Origin of the sequence: Pectobacterium zantedeschiae, from assembly GCF_004137795.1 — a bacterium.
In the GTDB taxonomy this organism is placed as follows: Bacteria; Pseudomonadota; Gammaproteobacteria; order Enterobacterales; family Enterobacteriaceae; genus Pectobacterium; species Pectobacterium zantedeschiae.
This window is the reverse complement of sequence record NZ_NWTM01000006.1, coordinates 151,456-167,232: the sequence shown is the minus strand read 5'-3', so window position 1 is coordinate 167,232 and position 15,777 is coordinate 151,456. Positions and strand designations below refer to the sequence as shown.

The 15,777-nt window shown below is 55.1% G+C and carries 22 protein-coding genes; 21 read left to right on the top strand and 1 reads right to left on the bottom strand.

What is annotated here, in order from left to right; translation table 11 throughout:
• Positions 1-2 precede the first annotated feature (2 nt).
• From CLR69_RS21725 to CLR69_RS21685, 10 genes are all read left to right on the top strand, one after another.
• A complete protein-coding gene (locus tag CLR69_RS21725) occupies positions 3-662 on the top strand; it encodes a phage terminase small subunit (RefSeq protein ID WP_131535202.1) in 660 nt (219 codons plus the stop codon).
• A gap of 91 nt (positions 663-753) precedes the next feature.
• Positions 754-1,257 (top strand): head completion/stabilization protein, encoded by a 504-nt coding sequence (locus CLR69_RS21720; protein ID WP_131535201.1) that lies wholly within the window; start codon positions 754-756, stop codon positions 1,255-1,257.
• Complete coding sequence (locus CLR69_RS21715) at positions 1,257-1,460, top strand: tail protein X (RefSeq protein ID WP_131535200.1); 204 nt, start codon at positions 1,257-1,259, stop codon at positions 1,458-1,460. Before CLR69_RS21720 ends, CLR69_RS21715 begins: the two co-directional genes overlap by 1 nt.
• Positions 1,451-1,672 (top strand): HP1 family phage holin, encoded by a 222-nt coding sequence (locus CLR69_RS21710; RefSeq protein ID WP_044208990.1) that lies wholly within the window; start codon positions 1,451-1,453, stop codon positions 1,670-1,672. Before CLR69_RS21715 ends, CLR69_RS21710 begins: the two co-directional genes overlap by 10 nt.
• Positions 1,656-2,165, top strand: coding sequence for a lysozyme (locus CLR69_RS21705; protein WP_039318038.1), 510 nt, complete (start codon positions 1,656-1,658; stop codon positions 2,163-2,165). The genes CLR69_RS21710 and CLR69_RS21705 overlap by 17 nt, the downstream gene beginning before the upstream one ends.
• Positions 2,162-2,608: an Rz-like lysis system protein LysB gene (gene lysB / locus CLR69_RS21700; RefSeq protein ID WP_131535199.1), complete on the top strand. Its 447-nt coding sequence runs from the start codon at positions 2,162-2,164 to the stop codon at positions 2,606-2,608. Before CLR69_RS21705 ends, lysB begins: the two co-directional genes overlap by 4 nt.
• Positions 2,493-2,735, top strand: coding sequence for an Rz1-like lysis system protein LysC (gene lysC, locus CLR69_RS23255; protein WP_242451670.1), 243 nt, complete (start codon positions 2,493-2,495; stop codon positions 2,733-2,735). Before lysB ends, lysC begins: the two co-directional genes overlap by 116 nt.
• On the top strand, positions 2,698-3,153 hold the full coding sequence (locus CLR69_RS21695; protein ID WP_131535198.1) for a phage tail protein: 456 nt from the start codon (positions 2,698-2,700) through the stop codon (positions 3,151-3,153). The genes lysC and CLR69_RS21695 overlap by 38 nt, the downstream gene beginning before the upstream one ends.
• Complete coding sequence (locus CLR69_RS21690) at positions 3,146-3,595, top strand: phage virion morphogenesis protein (RefSeq protein WP_131535197.1); 450 nt, start codon at positions 3,146-3,148, stop codon at positions 3,593-3,595. The genes CLR69_RS21695 and CLR69_RS21690 overlap by 8 nt, the downstream gene beginning before the upstream one ends.
• 267 nt (positions 3,596-3,862) lie before the next feature.
• Positions 3,863-4,495, top strand: coding sequence for an ORF6N domain-containing protein (locus tag CLR69_RS21685; RefSeq protein WP_131535196.1), 633 nt, complete (start codon positions 3,863-3,865; stop codon positions 4,493-4,495).
• Between the two features lie 40 nt (positions 4,496-4,535).
• Here the strand turns inward: CLR69_RS21685 and CLR69_RS21680 are convergent, their stop codons facing one another.
• A complete protein-coding gene (locus CLR69_RS21680; RefSeq protein WP_131535195.1) occupies positions 4,536-5,594 on the bottom strand; it encodes a hypothetical protein in 1,059 nt (352 codons plus the stop codon).
• 102 nt (positions 5,595-5,696) lie between these two features.
• Between CLR69_RS21680 and CLR69_RS21675 the strand changes: the two genes are divergently transcribed.
• The 11 genes from CLR69_RS21675 to CLR69_RS21625 all read left to right on the top strand — a co-directional run bounded on the left by CLR69_RS21675 (position 5,697) and on the right by CLR69_RS21625 (position 15,776).
• Positions 5,697-6,332 (top strand): phage baseplate assembly protein V, encoded by a 636-nt coding sequence (locus tag CLR69_RS21675; RefSeq protein ID WP_131535194.1) that lies wholly within the window; start codon positions 5,697-5,699, stop codon positions 6,330-6,332.
• Positions 6,329-6,673: a GPW/gp25 family protein gene (locus CLR69_RS21670; protein WP_131535193.1), complete on the top strand. Its 345-nt coding sequence runs from the start codon at positions 6,329-6,331 to the stop codon at positions 6,671-6,673. The genes CLR69_RS21675 and CLR69_RS21670 overlap by 4 nt, the downstream gene beginning before the upstream one ends.
• Before the next feature lie 3 nt (positions 6,674-6,676).
• Positions 6,677-7,585 (top strand): baseplate assembly protein, encoded by a 909-nt coding sequence (locus CLR69_RS21665; RefSeq protein WP_131535192.1) that lies wholly within the window; start codon positions 6,677-6,679, stop codon positions 7,583-7,585.
• Positions 7,578-8,189, top strand: coding sequence for a phage tail protein I (locus tag CLR69_RS21660; RefSeq protein ID WP_131535191.1), 612 nt, complete (start codon positions 7,578-7,580; stop codon positions 8,187-8,189). Before CLR69_RS21665 ends, CLR69_RS21660 begins: the two co-directional genes overlap by 8 nt.
• Positions 8,186-10,036, top strand: coding sequence for a phage tail protein (locus CLR69_RS23035; RefSeq protein ID WP_131535190.1), 1,851 nt, complete (start codon positions 8,186-8,188; stop codon positions 10,034-10,036). Before CLR69_RS21660 ends, CLR69_RS23035 begins: the two co-directional genes overlap by 4 nt.
• A 7-nt stretch (positions 10,037-10,043) precedes the next feature.
• Positions 10,044-10,493: a tail fiber assembly protein gene (locus tag CLR69_RS21650; RefSeq protein WP_131535189.1), complete on the top strand. Its 450-nt coding sequence runs from the start codon at positions 10,044-10,046 to the stop codon at positions 10,491-10,493.
• Positions 10,494-10,748: 255 nt separating this feature from the next.
• Positions 10,749-11,918, top strand: coding sequence for a phage tail sheath protein (locus CLR69_RS21645; RefSeq protein ID WP_131535188.1), 1,170 nt, complete (start codon positions 10,749-10,751; stop codon positions 11,916-11,918).
• A gap of 14 nt (positions 11,919-11,932) precedes the next feature.
• Positions 11,933-12,454 carry a phage major tail tube protein gene (locus tag CLR69_RS21640; RefSeq protein ID WP_131535187.1) on the top strand — a complete coding sequence of 174 codons (522 nt, stop codon included), beginning with the start codon at positions 11,933-11,935 and terminating at the stop codon, positions 12,452-12,454.
• A gap of 67 nt (positions 12,455-12,521) precedes the next feature.
• Positions 12,522-12,818: a phage tail assembly protein gene (locus tag CLR69_RS21635; RefSeq protein ID WP_131535186.1), complete on the top strand. Its 297-nt coding sequence runs from the start codon at positions 12,522-12,524 to the stop codon at positions 12,816-12,818.
• Between the two features lie 14 nt (positions 12,819-12,832).
• A complete protein-coding gene (locus CLR69_RS21630) occupies positions 12,833-12,955 on the top strand; it encodes a GpE family phage tail protein (protein ID WP_010310409.1) in 123 nt (40 codons plus the stop codon).
• Entirely contained in the window at positions 12,948-15,776 is a 2,829-nt protein-coding gene (locus CLR69_RS21625) for a phage tail tape measure protein (protein WP_131535185.1), read from the top strand. The genes CLR69_RS21630 and CLR69_RS21625 overlap by 8 nt, the downstream gene beginning before the upstream one ends.
• Position 15,777: the final 1 nt, after the last annotated feature.

Here is a 15,777-nt window from a genome sequence, read left to right as displayed (position 1 = left end):
GCATGTTAAGCCCCGCCCAGCGTCATATGATGCGGGTGTCGGCTGCCGAGGCGTCGCAGCGGGAGAATGATCCGCTGCGACAGGCCACCGGATACGAGCAAATGCTGTTCCGGCTTGCGGCTGACAAACGCACGTTAAAACAGGTGCGCTCCATTGAGCGTAAAGCAGAGATGAAAAGCGGGCTGTTACCCAGCTATGCGCCGTGGGTGGCGGGAGTGCTGGCAAACGGTCGCGGCGCACAGGATGCGGTCTTGATGACGGTCATGGTGTGGAAGCTCGACGCCGGGGACGTTCCCGGCGCGCTGGAGATTGCCCGTTATGCCATCGCGCATAAGCTGGTGATGCCAGAGGGCTACACCCGCCCGACGCCGTACCTGTTAGCCGAAGAGGTCGCCGACGCTGCGACCCGCGCCCATACCGCCGGGCAGGCGGTCAACATTAACCTGCTGATCGATACGCTGACCCTGACCGATGCAGAGGACATGCCCGACCAGGTGCGCGCCAAACTGCACAAAATCATCGGCCTGATCTTGCGCAGCGGCAAGCCGGAGCAAGCCCTGTTTCACCTGAAACGTGCCTTTCAGCTTGATAGCCGAAGCGGTGTGAAAAAAGACATAGAGCGGCTGGAAACGGCGCTGCGCAAAGCAGCGGCCAGCCGTTAACCCAACGCGCCCCGCGCCGGGCGGCACACAGGCCGGAACAGTTCACTGTTTTCTGAGCCTGTGTCCACCGCCCACCTATTCAGAGGTTGTCATGACGACAATGATTTTTACCGCGAAAGCGGAGCCACGCCCGGATGCGGTGGTTATTCCGGTGCCCGCGAAACAGGATGCTGTAATCGAAAACACCTTCTTCTGGCCGGATGTGGAGCCGGGAACCCTGCGCACGCTGATGCGCCTTGAGAACACCGTCACGCCGGAGCGCCTGCGCCATGCGGCGAAAACCGCCATTTCTGAAGTTAACGCCGAACTGTACGAGTACCGCGCGGCACAGATGGCGGCAGGGTTTAAAACGCTGGACGCCGTTCCCGCCGAGCGACTCGACGGCCAGAGCGAAAAAGAGCACCACTATCTGTGTGCAGTCAGCGCCATTACCACGGCAACGCTGTACGAGCGTTACCGAAGCTATGACGCCAGCGCCAAAGGCGACCGTAAGGCCGATGCGCTCGACGGCACGATTGATGAGCTGTGGCGCGATGCGCGCTGGTCAATCAGCCACTTGCAGGATAAGCCTCGCTGCATCATCGGGCATATCTGATGAACGTTATCGCACAGCAGGGCGACACGCTGGACGCCCTGTGTTATCGCCACTACGGGCACACGCAGGGTGCCGTTGAGGCGGTGTTAGCGGCTAATCCGGGGGTGGCTGAATTCGGGGCAATACTGCCCCACGGCACCGCCGTAACCCTGCCGGATATTGCTGCCGCCCCTGTCGCAGAAACGGTGAGTTTATGGGATTGAATATGGAAAGAATCACGTCGTTTATCGCGTACTGGATAAGCGTCGCGCTGGCATTTTTCGGCGCGATGACGCCGCAGGATTTCGCGGCCTATTTCGGGGCGCTGGGGGTGGTGTTCACCGTTGGCGTTAACTGGTACTACCGCCGCAAGAGTTACCAGCTATTGAAAACTATCGATAATCCCCGCGAGGTTATCCATGAAATCACTCGTTAAACGCTGTGTTATTGCCACGGTGTTAGCGCTGGCCGCGTTAGTGCCGGATTTTTCGTTGCTGAAAACGTCACAAGAGGGGCTGGCGCTGATTGCCGACCTTGAGGGATGCCGATTAAGCCCGTATCAGTGCAGTGCGAACGTGTGGACAAACGGGATCGGACACACCGCTGGCGTGGTGCCGGGGAAAACCATCACCGAGCGTGAGGCGGCGGTCAATCTGGTTGCCGATGTGTTGCGGGTCGAAAAGGCGCTGGCACGCTGTATGGCCGTTAATATGCCGCAGGCCGTCTATGACGCGATAGTGAGTTTTGCGTTTAATGTCGGTGTTGGCGCGGCATGTCGCTCTACGCTGGCGTTTTTTATCAACAAAGGCCAGTGGCGCAACGCCTGTGACCAGTTGCTGCGCTGGGTGTATGTCAACGGCGAGGTATCACGCGGTATTGAAACCCGTCGCCAGCGTGAGCGTGCGGTTTGTCTTAAGGGGGCGGCATGAGTAAGCCCCTGACACAGTTCTCCGCCATCGTTGCCGCCTGCCTGCTGGCCGTGCTGGTTATCACTAAGTGGCAACTGTCCCGCGCTGAAAACTCGTTAAGCCAGCAGGCTATTACCCTGAGTCAGCAAAAAGACACACTGCTGGCACAGTCTGCCGCCATCGGGTCGTTGCAGAACAACACCCGGCGCAATGAACAGGCACAGGCGGCACTCCGCACGAAACTGTCACAGGCCGGGCAACTGGCCGCCGGGCGCGAACGTACACTAACGAGGTTGCTTAATGAAAACGCCGATTTGCGCCGCTGGTACAGCGCTAATTTGCCTGACGATGTTAAGCGGCTGCACCGCCGCCCCGACTTTGACAACCCCGACGCTTATTTACGTTGGCTGTCCGAAAGTAACGAGCTGCCTGATACCGGGCAGCAACCCACAGACCAACGGTGATTTAAGTGCCGATAACCGTCAACTGGAAGGCGCACTGGTGAGCTGTGCGCTACAGGTTGAAACCGTCAAACACTGTCAGGAACAACACGATGCTGAAACCCAACAGCCTGCGCAGCGCCTTAAATGACGCGGTGCCGGTACTGAAAAATAACCCGGATATGCTGCATGTCTTTATCGACAGCGGCACGGTAGTGTCCACGCTGGCCGCGTCGCTGTCGTTTGAGAACCAGTACACGCTGAATCTGGTTATCACGGATTTTACTGACGATATCGACTGGTTATTAGTGCCGATTCAGGCGTGGGTACGTGAAAATCAGCCGGATATCGGCCATGATCGTAAGGGCTTTACCTATCTGGCTGACATTAACGATAACGGTAGCTGTGATATCAGCATCAGCCTGAAACTCACTGAGCGTGTGATCGTCAAAGAGGTAGACAAGGCATTGCATGTGACCCACGCGCCAGAACCGCCGTTACCTGTTCCCGTAGCGCGCCCGGATTCCATGTATATCAACGGTGAATTAGTGAGCCAGTGGAATGAATGAGCTGAAACCGTTTGACGACAAGCTGGCCGGGCTGCTTGCCAGCCTGTCGGCGTCAGGCCGTCGAAAACTGGCCGGAACGGTGGCAAAAGCCCTGCGCGGTAGCCAGCAACATCACATCAAAGCGCAGACAGCACCGGACGGCACCCCCTATGCCCCGCGTAAAGCCCAGCCAATCAAGGGCAAGAAAGGTCGGGTTAAACGCCAGATGTTCCAGAAACTGCGAACCGCAAAATACCTGAAAGCCAAAGGCACTGTCGATGCGGCCAGCGTGGAATTTATCGGACGGGTGCAGCGCATGGCGCGGGTGCATCATTACGGCCTGCGCGATCGACCTAATCGTAATAGTGCCGATGTGCAATACGAGGCAAGGCCGCTGCTGGGGTTCAGCGATCGGGAGATAAAAGAGGTTGAAGGATTGGTGATAGAACATCTAAGTAGATAAAACGGTTGATTTTACCTGACAGTTTCCGCTATGGTTCGCTCCACGAGGCCTCGAAAACCTCTTAACGCGGACAACCAACCCCGATAGTGTTGGATTTTTTATGCCTGTCATTCAGTGGACGCATAGCGCGGCCACACCCCGCTCAATGTCGGGAGGGCGACTAATATAATACCCGCAAGGGAAATAAGTCCGCGGTTTCGTTAAGCCGTTTCGAGCCTCCCGGCACCACACCGTTTGTGGTAACTCGAAAAAATTAACGAGGTCATCATGACTACTCAACTATCTGTAGAAAGCCTTTCCGTTGTCACACACAACAATGTCCCTGTCATTACTACTGAACTCTTAGCTCAGCTTTATGGTTCAAAACCTAAAAACATTTCTGACAACTACCTCAATAATGCGCAACGCTTTGTTTGTGGTAAGCATTATTTCAAGATAACCAATTCAGAATTAAAAGAATTTAAGAACAGACCCGATTTAAACGGGTTAGTCGGTAAACGCGCCCGTAGCCTCATCCTTTGGACAGAACGCGGAGCAGCACGTCACGCCAAGATGCTGGAAACCGATCAGGCGTGGGATGTGTTCGAGAAGTTGGAAGACTGCTATTTCAACCCGCAGGTAAAAGACGTTCAGCCACTACCGCAAAAGCCCGTTCACCCTTGCGAGCTGGAATTTTATATTCCTGAGACACCGCTTATCTTCAACCATATCCAAACTTCGCAACTGAATGCGTTATTCAAATCAGTAGAATATCTAACAACGGATTTTTGGCCGCATATGCAGGCACTATTCCCAACACTGGATTGCAAACACGGGTCAGCGGTTAATACCGTGAATCTGTTGATGCGATTATTGAAGGATAAGCGTGCAGAGTGTGATGAACTGAGTAAGCAGAACTGATTTATTGCTAACTGCCCCGCTTGATGGCGGGGCTTCATTTTTATTTTTTAATACTCTCAATCAATTTCGCTATTTGCTCAATTCCGTCAAAGGTTGAAGGGATCTTATCTTCTGAGGGCATGATATTTGAAAAAATTATTGATTCAAACTTCTCTAGTGAAGTTCCATCATTAGCTTTCATTTCTTTCGCATACTCAGAGTATTTTTGTATAAAACTGCAAAGTGTTTTCCTTAATTCAATCTGATTCACTTGAGCCTTTATGGATATGTAATTAACAAGGGAAATTCTAAAATAATAAATAAATATAAATGTTAATGTAAAGAATGGAAGTAGATTTAACGAGGAAATTATGGAATCGAACTTAATCATTTCTTTGTATACTAAAAAAACACTCACAGAAAATGGAAGCAAAACTAAAAAAGCAAGTGAAAAAGTAAAAATAAAAGCTCGATTTAATTCGGACCTTTTATCTTTCGATAAAGTATTATAGCCGTGATATAGCCCAACAAAATTATAAGCCGTTTCTTGCTCATCGAGTTTTGATTTTAACGCTTCAGCTTTTTCTATTTTCTCCTCCAGTCTTAAATCCCACCCATCGATCCGTTCCTTCATCAGTCGTTCAGCTTTAGCTGCTTTTTTGAAATATTGAATATCATCATTATGATATTCATTTCTAATTAAATCAAAAGGTAAGCAACTCAATGAGTATTCTATTATTTTTTTCGCTTTATCTGAAAATTGAGCTTTATTTCTAATGGTAAAAAACTTAAATTCATCCAGTTCAGCACTTAGATTATCTTTTTGATTAAAACTTAACTCCATCAAAAACCTGAACACAGTGGAAAAAATAAAATCTATTTCACCGACTTGATTGCTTTTGTTAGCGAATTCACGAATAAAATCAACGGCTACGGAGTTTATGGTGTATTGTGTATTTTCATTCCATTCCTCGGAGTGTTCATTCATATGTTTCAATATAGTCACTAGATTTCTATTTTTCTCCCTCTCAAATCCGGAGTTTACAGTTATGTTATTAATAAAATTAGCATAATTGTTAATTGCTTCTTTTACATCATGGGAATTAAAAAAATCCGTCATATCCAGGCATCCCGTTAAAGAAGATGAATCCGTCCTGTTGTTCTAATCATGGAACAACGCCAAAAGTTTGTGTGAGTCGTTCAAAGTATCCACCATGAAGTAATGAAAACACAAGCTACCCTGACTGAACTCCAGCGCTTACTGCGCAATATGATCCGTGTCGGCGTCGTGACCCACGTCAACATAGCGGATGCCCTGTGCCGGGTACAAACCGGAGAAATGACTACGGGCTGGTTGAACTGGCTGACGCGCCGTGCCGGACGTTCACGCGACTGGTGGGCACCGTCCATTGGTGAACAGGTGTTGATCCTGTCCATCGGCGGCGAACTGGACACCGCCTTTGTGCTGCCCGGCATCTATTCCGATAACAACCCCGCGCCGTCGGCGTCTGCCGATGCGTTACATATCAGCTTTCCCGACGGTGCGATTATTGAGTACGAACCCGCAACCGGGGCGCTGACCGTCAGCGGGATTAAAACCGCCGATATCACCGCCTCTGAATCCATTACTGCCACCGCGCCGCTGGTCACCGTGAACGCCTCCACGCGCATCACGTTAGACACGCCGGAAGTGGTCTGCACCAACAAGCTGATTACCGGAACGCTGGAGGTGAAACAAGGCGGCACAATGAGCGGCAACATAGAGCATTCCGGCGGGTCGCTGTCGTCCAATGGCAAAGTGTTGCACACCCACAAACACCCCGGCGACAGCGGCGGCATAACGGGTGCACCACTATGACCGCGCGTTACCTCGGCATGAGCCGTGACAGCGGTCAGACGCTCGGCGACCTTGAGCACATTCGCCAGAGCGTGCGCGATATTCTCATCACGCCCATCGGGTCGCGGGTGATGCGCCGTGATTACGGTTCGCTGCTGTCGGCGCTGATCGACCAGCCACAAAACCCCGCAGTGAAATTGCAGGTCATGGCAGCGTGTTACATGGCGCTGCTGCGCTGGGAACCACGCATCACGCTGACGGCCATCAACCTGACCAGCGCATTCGACGGTCAGTTGTACGTTGATATCACAGGCGCGCTGGCTGACAGCAACGCCTTTTTCCTTTCTGTTTCTGTGAGCTGACCAATGGCGATGATTGATTTAAGCCAGCTTCCCGCGCCTGCCGTGGTGGAAGAACTGGACTACGAGGCGATTTACACCGAGCGCAAAGCCATGCTGCTGTCGCTCTACCCGGAAGACCAGCGCGCCGCTGTCGCACGCACGCTGTCGCTGGAATCCGATCCGATCGTCAAGCTGCTACAGGAAAACGCCTACCGTGAATTACTGTGGCGCCAGCGCGTCAATGAAGCGGCACGCGCCGTGATGGTGGCGTTTGCGCAGGGTGATGACCTCGACCAGCTCGGCGCAAATTTCAGCGTGTCCCGTCTGGTGATTAATCCGGCAGACAATTCGACCCTGCCGCCCACGCCTGCCCTGATGGAATCCGACAGCGATTTCCGCCTGCGCATTCAACAGTCGTTTGAGGGCTTGAGCGTTGCCGGGTCGGTCGGTGCCTATCAGTACCACGGACGCAGCGCCGACGGGCGTGTGGCGGATGTGTCAGTTATCAGCCCCAGCCCGGCCAGCGTGACGGTGTCGGTACTGTCACGCGAGGGAGACGGCAGCGCCAGCACGGAGCTGGTCGCCATCGTGGCCGCCGCCCTGAACGGCGAAGACGTGCGCCCGGTAGCTGACCGGGTCACGGTACAGTCTGCTGTGATTGTTCCGTATGAGATTGACGCCACGCTGTATCTGTATTCGGGACCGGAAAAAGAGCCTGTTCGCGCTGCGGCCGAGCAGAAATTAAAAACCTATATCAGTGCGCAGCACCGATTAGGGCGGGATATTCGTCGCTCGGCGATTTACGCTGCGCTGCACGTCGAGGGCGTGCAACGGGTCGAGCTGACGACACCCGCCGACGATATCGTGCTGACTGACGCGCAGGCGTCCTATTGTTCCGGCTATCGGCTGGGTGTGGGCGGTGCCGATGAGTGATACCCGCCTGCTGCCTGTCGGGTCGTCTGCGCTGGAAGTGGCCGCCGCCACCGCCTGTGCCGAGATTACCCGCGTACCCGTTCCCCTGCGTCTGCTGTGGAACCCGGACACCTGCCCGCCTAACCTGCTGCCGTATCTGGCGTGGGCGTTTTCCGTTGACCGCTGGGATGAGGCATGGCCGGAGAGCGTGAAACGTCAGGTGATCCGCGATGCGTTCTTTATCCACCGTCACAAAGGCACGATTGGTGCGCTGCGGCGTGTGGTGGAGCCGTTTGGTTATCTGATCCGTATCAGTGAATGGTTTCAGAACGGCGGAGAGCCAGGCACGTTTCGCCTGGATATTGGCGTGCAGGATAGCGGCATTACCGAGGAAACGTTTTACGAGCTGGAGCGGCTGATTGCCGACGCTAAGCCCGCCTCGCGGCACCTGCTGGGGCTAAATATCAACCTAGACACACAGGGCGCGGCCTATGTAGCCGCCCTGTCTTATGACGGCGACGCGCTGACCGTTTACCCCTATTTTCCTGAAACAATTACTGTGTCCGGTCTGGATGTGACCGGGGCAGCACTTCATTTAATCGACAACGTGAGCGTAACCGCATGAGTGCAACCTATTTTGCCCTGTTAACGAACATCGGCGCGGCCAAACTGGCTAACGCGACCGCGCTGGGTAGCCGCCTGAACATTACCCAAATGGCCGTCGGTGACGGCGGCGGCGTCTTGCCGACACCGAACCCGGCACAAACGGCGCTGATTAACGAACAGCGCCGGGCGGCGTTGAATACCCTGAGTGTTGACCCGAAAAACCCCAGCCAGATTATCGCCGAGCAGGTAATCCCCGAAAATGAGGGTGGTTGGTGGGTGCGTGAGGTTGGCCTGTTTGATGACGACGGCAATCTGATTGCGGTCGCCAATTGCCCGGAAACGTACAAGCCGCTATTGCAGCAGGGAAGCGGCCGCATTCAGACCGTGCGCATGATTTTGATTGTCAGCAGTACCGACGCCGTGACACTGAAAATCGACCCGGCTGTGGTGCTGGCAACGCGGAGCTATGTCGATAACGCCGTAATCGAGGTGAAAGCCTACGCTGACAACGTGATGCGGCTACATCTTGCCGCCGCTGATCCACACCCGCAGTATGCGCCAAAGGCTAGCCCGGCACTGACAGGCAAGCCCACCGCGCCCACGGCTACGCAGGCATCGAATGACACTCAGTTGGCAACCACGGCCTTTGTGAAAGCGGCTATTGCCGCATTGGTTAACGGGTCGCCGGGGGCGCTGGATACGTTGCAAGAGTTGGCGGCGGCGCTGGGTAACGATCCGGCTTTCTCAGCAACCATCCTGAATGCGATTGCAGAGGCGAAAGCGGACGCCGCCAATAAGCTCAATGCCCATGCGTCAGCGGCTGATCCGCACACGCAGTATGCGCCCAAAGTCAGCCCGGTGCTGACCGGAACGCCGACAGCCCCCACCGCCGGGGCAGCGGCAAACGATACGCAGATAGCGACCACGGCTTTTGTCAAAGCAGCGGTAGCCGCACTGGTGAACGGTTCCCCTGCGGCGCTTGATACGCTGCAAGAGCTGGCGAATGCGTTGGGTAATGATCCGAATTTCTCCACCACGGTATTGAATGCGCTGGCTGGAAAGCTGGCAAAAGACCAGAACGGCGCGGACATTCCCGATAAACCACTGTTTCGTGAACATATCGGCCTCACACTGCCATTATCACAGGGGAACGGGGGCGCAGGGACAATAAAAGGTGCCGTTCAGAATGTGGGTACATCCTATAAGCCCGCTTCATTCCCTGATTATCTGGAATATCTAACCCGTTCGCAGTCAATGGGCAGCGTGAGAGAAATGAGCGGGAACGGACGCTGGCGTTGTCACATCTCGGTACGCCATCGTGGAGGGAATGCAAACGGTGAAGATTTCTTTGATCATGAATACTACGGATTTGCACTGGTTGAAGAGGATATGACGTCCCCCGCGTATGATTTTTCATTGTATAAACAAAATAATGGTAAATGGTTAGATCCGGTCAAGCTCTATCATACCGGATTCAAGCCGACAGCCGCCGATGTCGGCGCGTACACGAAAGCAGAAACCGACCAGAGCCTATCGGCATTGCTGAGTTTATTGGGTACCCGGACGTTAACAGAAGCGGATTACGTGCGCATTCCAGATAAGCCGGGCGGCTTAATCATTCAGTGGATGACGGGGCCGATTTGCAGTGACGAAAGAACCGAATATCCAGCAATATCGTTCCCTGTCGTCTTTCCCTCAAAATGTCTGTTTGCCGGGGTGTTTACAAAAGGAAATGACACGATTCAGAGTGACCAGATTTTTCAGGTATCACAATGGACAAACACCAATATAAAAGTGTTTCCACAATGGTTCGGGACGGGTACGCAGGGTCTGGCCTATCCGCTGATTTTTGCCATCGGCCAGTAATGAGGTAATGATGATTCTCTATTCACCGACAACCAACGGTTTTTACCAGACAGCATGGCAGGATGAATATGCAGCGGCAGGGACATTGCCCGCCGATACAGTCACGCTGACGCCAGTTGAAACGCGCACATACTGGCGGCAAGTTCCTCCGGCTGGGAAAATGCTGGGGGCGAAAAAAGGGCGTCCGGTCTGGATTAACGCCCCCTCAATCACCAAAGCAGCATTAGCCAGCATGGCGGCAAACCAAAAAACGGCGTTGTTAGCACACGCGACAGAAATGATCGCCCCCCTGAAAGACGCATTAGACGGCGGTTATATTGATGAACGCGATAAACTCATCTTATCCGACTGGCAAAAGTATCGTTATGCCCTCACGAAAGTGGACGTATCTACAGCGCCAGATATCGACTGGCCGTTGGCACCGGGTGGCGAATTGATCGCTACAGCCGATCAATAATGCATAATTGATCTGTATAAACGTTTATAAAATAACCACGTCGAATGTCATTATGTGATTGGTTTTAAAATAATAATGATACGCCGGGGAAAGCAAGCCCACCGTCCGCCAACGGTGGGCTTTTTTCATGCCTGTTTTCCGCCCCGGTGTTGTGCCAGCCTCCACCCTACCAGCATGACTCGCCCACGCCTGCGACCCGCCAGACAATAGCCGCTCCTAATGCAGCAATCGTGCTATTAGCTGGAGTCTGAATTTATGAGTGATTTTCACCACGGCGTGCAGGTCGTCGAGATTAACGACGGCACGCGCGTTATTTCCACTGTTTCCACGGCCATTATCGGCATGGTGTGTACCGCATCCGATGCCGACGCGGCCACCTTTCCCCTCAATACCCCGGTACTGATTACCAACGTGCTGTCCGCCGTCGGCAAGGCCGGGAAAAAAGGCACGCTGGCCGCTGCCCTGTTAGCTATCGCCGACCAGTCCAAGCCCGTTACCGTTGTGGTGCGCGTGGCTGAGGGCAAAGACGAGGCCGAAACCATCAGCAACGTGATCGGCGGCAGTGACGAAAACGGCAAATACACCGGTATGAAAGCGTTGTTAGATGCGCTGACCGTCACGGGCGTAAAACCGCGCATTCTCGGTGCGCCGGGGCTGGATTCGTTACCCGTTGCCACCGCGTTAGCGTCGGTCTGTCAGTCGCTGCGTGCCTTTGGTTACGTCAGCGCGTGGGGCTGCAAAACCCTGTCGGACGCCATCAACTACCGCGAGAATTTCAGCCAGCGGGAATTGATGGTGATCTGGCCGGATTTTATCGCGTGGGACACCACGGCCAACGCCAGTACCACGGCATATGCCACCGCCCGCGCGTTAGGGCTGCGCGCCAAAATCGACCAAGAAACCGGATGGCATAAAACCCTGTCTAACGTCGGCGTGAACGGCGTGACAGGTATCAGCGCGTCGGTGTATTGGGATTTGCAGGCACCCGGCACCGATGCGGATTTGCTGAATCAGGCAGGCATCACCACGCTGGTTCGTAAAGACGGCTTTCGATTTTGGGGTAACCGCACCTGTTCTGACGATCCGCTGTTCCTGTTTGAGAGCTACACCCGCACCGCGCAGGTGCTGGCCGACACGATGGCCGAAGCGCACCTGTGGGCGGTGGACAAGCCCGTTACCCCGACGCTTATCAAAGACATTATCGAAGGTATCAAGGCCAAATTCCGTGAGCTGAAAACGGGCGGCTACATCATTGACGCCGATTGCTGGTTCGATGAAACCGCCAACGATAAAGACACCCTCAAGGCCGGGAAACTGTATATCGATTACGACTATACCCCTGTTCCGCCTCTGGAAAATCTCACCCTGCGCCAGCGCATCACCGATAAATATCTGGTGAATCTGGCCGCGTCGGTCAACAGCTAAGGAGCTAACGCGCTATGGCACTGCCTCGCAAACTGAAAATGATGAACCTGTTCAATGACGGCATGAGTTACATGGGCGTAGCGACTGCCGTCACGCTGCCGAAACTCACGCGCAAGCTGGAGAACTATCGCGGCGGCGGCATGAGCGGCAGCGCACCCATTGACTTTGGTCTGGATGATGACGCGCTGTCGATGGAATGGACGATGGGCGGTTTTGCAGACGAAACCCTGTGGAGCCAGTACGCCGCACCGGGCATTGATGCGGTACTGCTGCGTTTTAATGGGTCGTATCAACGCGACGACACCGGGGAAATTTCTGCCGTGGAAGTGGTGATGCGCGGCCGTCATAAGGAGATCGACGGCGGCGAAAGCAAAGAAGGTGAAGATACCGAAACCAAGATTTCGACCCAATGCACGTACTACAAGCTGACCATCGACGGCAAGGAAATGATCGAGATTGACACCATCAACATGATTGAGCGTGTGGTCGGCGTTGACCGTCTGGAGCAACACCGCCGGGCGATTGGTCTGGCGTAACCCTGTCTGGCCAGCCCGGCGCTGGCCGTCTTCTTTCTATTTTTTATCTGAACACAGAGGCAACATCATGAACAAAGACGACAACGTTGTAACGCTGGAAATCCCGATTAAACGCGGCGAAACCGTCATCGACACTATCACCCTGATTAAACCGACTACCGGAACGCTGCGCGGCGTCAGTCTGGCGGCGCTGGCCGGGTCGGACGTAGACGCACTGATTAAAGTGCTGCCACGCATGACGCTGCCGTCACTGACCGAGGCCGACATCACCCGCATGGAATTGCCGGATATGATTGCCATCGCTGGCAAGGTGGTCGGTTTTTTGACGCCGAAATCGCAACAGGGAACCTCCCCCGAAGCCTGAGTGTTGATGAGCTGATGGCGGATATCGCGGTGATTTTTCACTGGCCGCCATCCGAGCTGTACCCGATGACCCTCACCGAGTTGATCCTGTGGCGCGACAAAGCGCTGAAACGCAGCGGACACCATAACAATGAGTAACACTCTACAGTTAAGCGTTTTGCTGAAAGCCGTGGACAGGGCGACCCGCCCGTTTAAGGCCGTGCAAACCGAAAGTAAAAAGCTGTCGGGCAATATCCGCGATTCACAGACCCAGCTCAAAGACCTGAACGCGCAGGCCGGGCGTATCGACGGTTTCCGCAAGGCAAAAAGCCAGCTCAGCGAAACAGGTGCGGCACTCCAGCAGGCTCAGGCGAAAGCCGCCGGGCTGTCGGCAGAGTTGCGCAATAGCGAGCATCCCACCAAACGGCAGGCGCAGGCGCTGGAGCGGGCGAAACGTCAGGCCGCTACGTTAAAAACAGAGTATGCGGCGCTGCGCCAGTCGGTACAGCGCCAGCGTACCGAGCTAGAACAGACAGGCGTCAGCACGCGCAACCTGTCCGGCGCAGAGCGCAAATTACGCAACAACATATCTCAAACTACAACGACGCTTGACCAGCAGCGCGCCGCGCTTTCCCGCGTCAGTCAGCAACAGGAAAAACTGAACGCGGTCAGACAGCGTTATGAAAAAGGCAAAGAAATCACCGCCGGGGTGCGTAATACCAGCGCGGCGGCGTTTGGCCTCGGTTCAGCGGCGCTGTATGCCGAAAGCCGTCTGATTGCACCGTCGGTGCAGGCTGACGGACACGGGGCGCGCATTGCGGCGCAGACGGGCGGGAATGCCGCCGACGGCGAACAGTACACCCGCGTTATCAAGGAGGTTAACGCCTCCGGTGTGAGTAACGATCTCACTCAGATAGCGGACGCGGTGGCCGCCGTGCGTAGCACGTTAGGGGCGATGGGGGATGTAGGAGAAACCGAGCTGGCGCGCATATCGCGTAAGGCGCTGGACATACAAACGGCGCTCGGCGGTGGCGCAACCGAGAGTATCCAGATAGCCGCCATCATGATGAAAAACGGCCTCGCCAAAAACAGCGACGAGGCGTTTGATTTGATGGTGTCCGGGATGCAGCGCGTGTCTGCACAGATGCGCGGCGAACTGCCGGAAATTCTGCACGAGTATTCGACCCACTTCCGCAACATGGGATTCAGCGGATCGGAGGCGATGACGCTGCTGGTTGAAATGGCGCAGCAAGGCAAGTTTGCACTGGACAAGACGGGCGACGCGGTGAAGGAATTCAGCATTCGCGGGTCGGACATGTCAAAAGCCAGCATTGAAGCCTATGACGCCGCCGGACTCAATGCCGCCAAAATGTCTACCGCCATCGCCAGCGGGGGTGATAAAGCGCGCGCCGCGATGCAGAAAACCGCCAACGGGCTGCTGAAAATCAAAGACCCGGCGGAACGGGCAAACGCGGCCATTGCTTTGTTTGGTACGCCGATTGAAGACCTGTCGATTGACCAGATACCGAAATTTCTGGCCGCGCTGGCCGGAGCCGAAAACAAGCTCGGTGACGTGTCCGGGGCGGCTGATCGCATGGGCGATACCCTGCGCGATAACCTCGAAGGGGATATCGGGCGGCTACAGGGCGCGATGTCCAGCCTGCGCTTTAACCTGTTCAATGACGATGATGGCGCGCTGCGCAAACTGACGCAGGCCGCGACGGAATGGTTAACCCGCGTCAATGAATGGGTCAAGGCTAACCCGGAGCTGACGCGGCAGATAGTCATGGTAGGCGGAGCCGCCACGGCGTTAATTACGGTGCTGGGCGGGATCGGGCTGGTTGCGTGGCCTGTTATGAGCGGGATTAATGCATTAGTTGGCGGAGCGGGTTTACTGAGTGCCGGATTCGGTAAGGTCGGTGGAAAGGGATTACCCAAGTTATCTATGGGATTAAACCGCCTCGGCGGCATGATCGGCTGGCTGGCAAAGTCGCCGCTGATGCTGCTACGTGCCGGAGCCTCTGCGCTGACCTCGGTATTCGGGGCGGTCAGTAACCCGCTGACCATTATCCGGGGCGCGATGTCGGGTTTTGGCCGGGTGCTGATGTGGCTGTTTACCTCACCGCTGGCACTGCTGCGCACTGGCATTACGCTGGTTGGCAGTGCGTTAGGCGTCCTGCTGTCTCCCGTCGGGCTGGCTGTCGCGGCGCTGGTTGGCGGCGCACTGCTTATCTGGAAATACTGGGAGCCGATTCAGGCCTTTATCGGCGGCGTGGTTGAGGGATTTGTTGCGGCCAGTGCGCCGATTATTGCGGCGTTTGAGCCGTTACAACCCGTCTTTACGTGGATTGGTGACAAAATCCGGGCGCTGTTTGGCTGGTTCGGCGATCTGCTGAATCCGGTCAAATCCACTGCCGCCGAGCTGGACAGCGCGGCCAGCATGGGGAAACGCTTTGGTGAAGCGCTGGCAAGCGGGCTGAATATCATCATGCACCCGCTGGAGTCGTTGAAAAAAGGCGTGTCATGGCTGCTGGAAAAGCTGGGGCTAGTTGATGAGAAATCGAAAAAACTCCCGACCGCTGACAGTATCCTCCCGCCACAAGAGGCCGCCGCGCTAAAGGCAGGGGGCAGCACTGCACCGGTTCCGCAGGGTAAAGATGCAAAAGCCATTGCTGCCCGATACAGCGGTGTGAGTACGCAGGACATTGCGGCGAGTTCAGCGAATGTCACCAGCCGTCAGGATACGGCCACAATGGCATCGGCCACGATGAACATGTCAGCCTATCGCCCGATAGCGCCGACGGTTCAGACCAGTGCCGCATCGTCCCCGGTCAGTATTCACGCCCCTATCAGTATTGTTGCCCAGCCCGGCCAGAGTGAGAAAGGCATTGCGCAGGAAGTTACGCGCCAGCTTGAGCAGCGGGAACGCGCTGCGCGGTCACGCGCATTCAGTCAGTACAGTTATCAGGGAGGCGAATAAG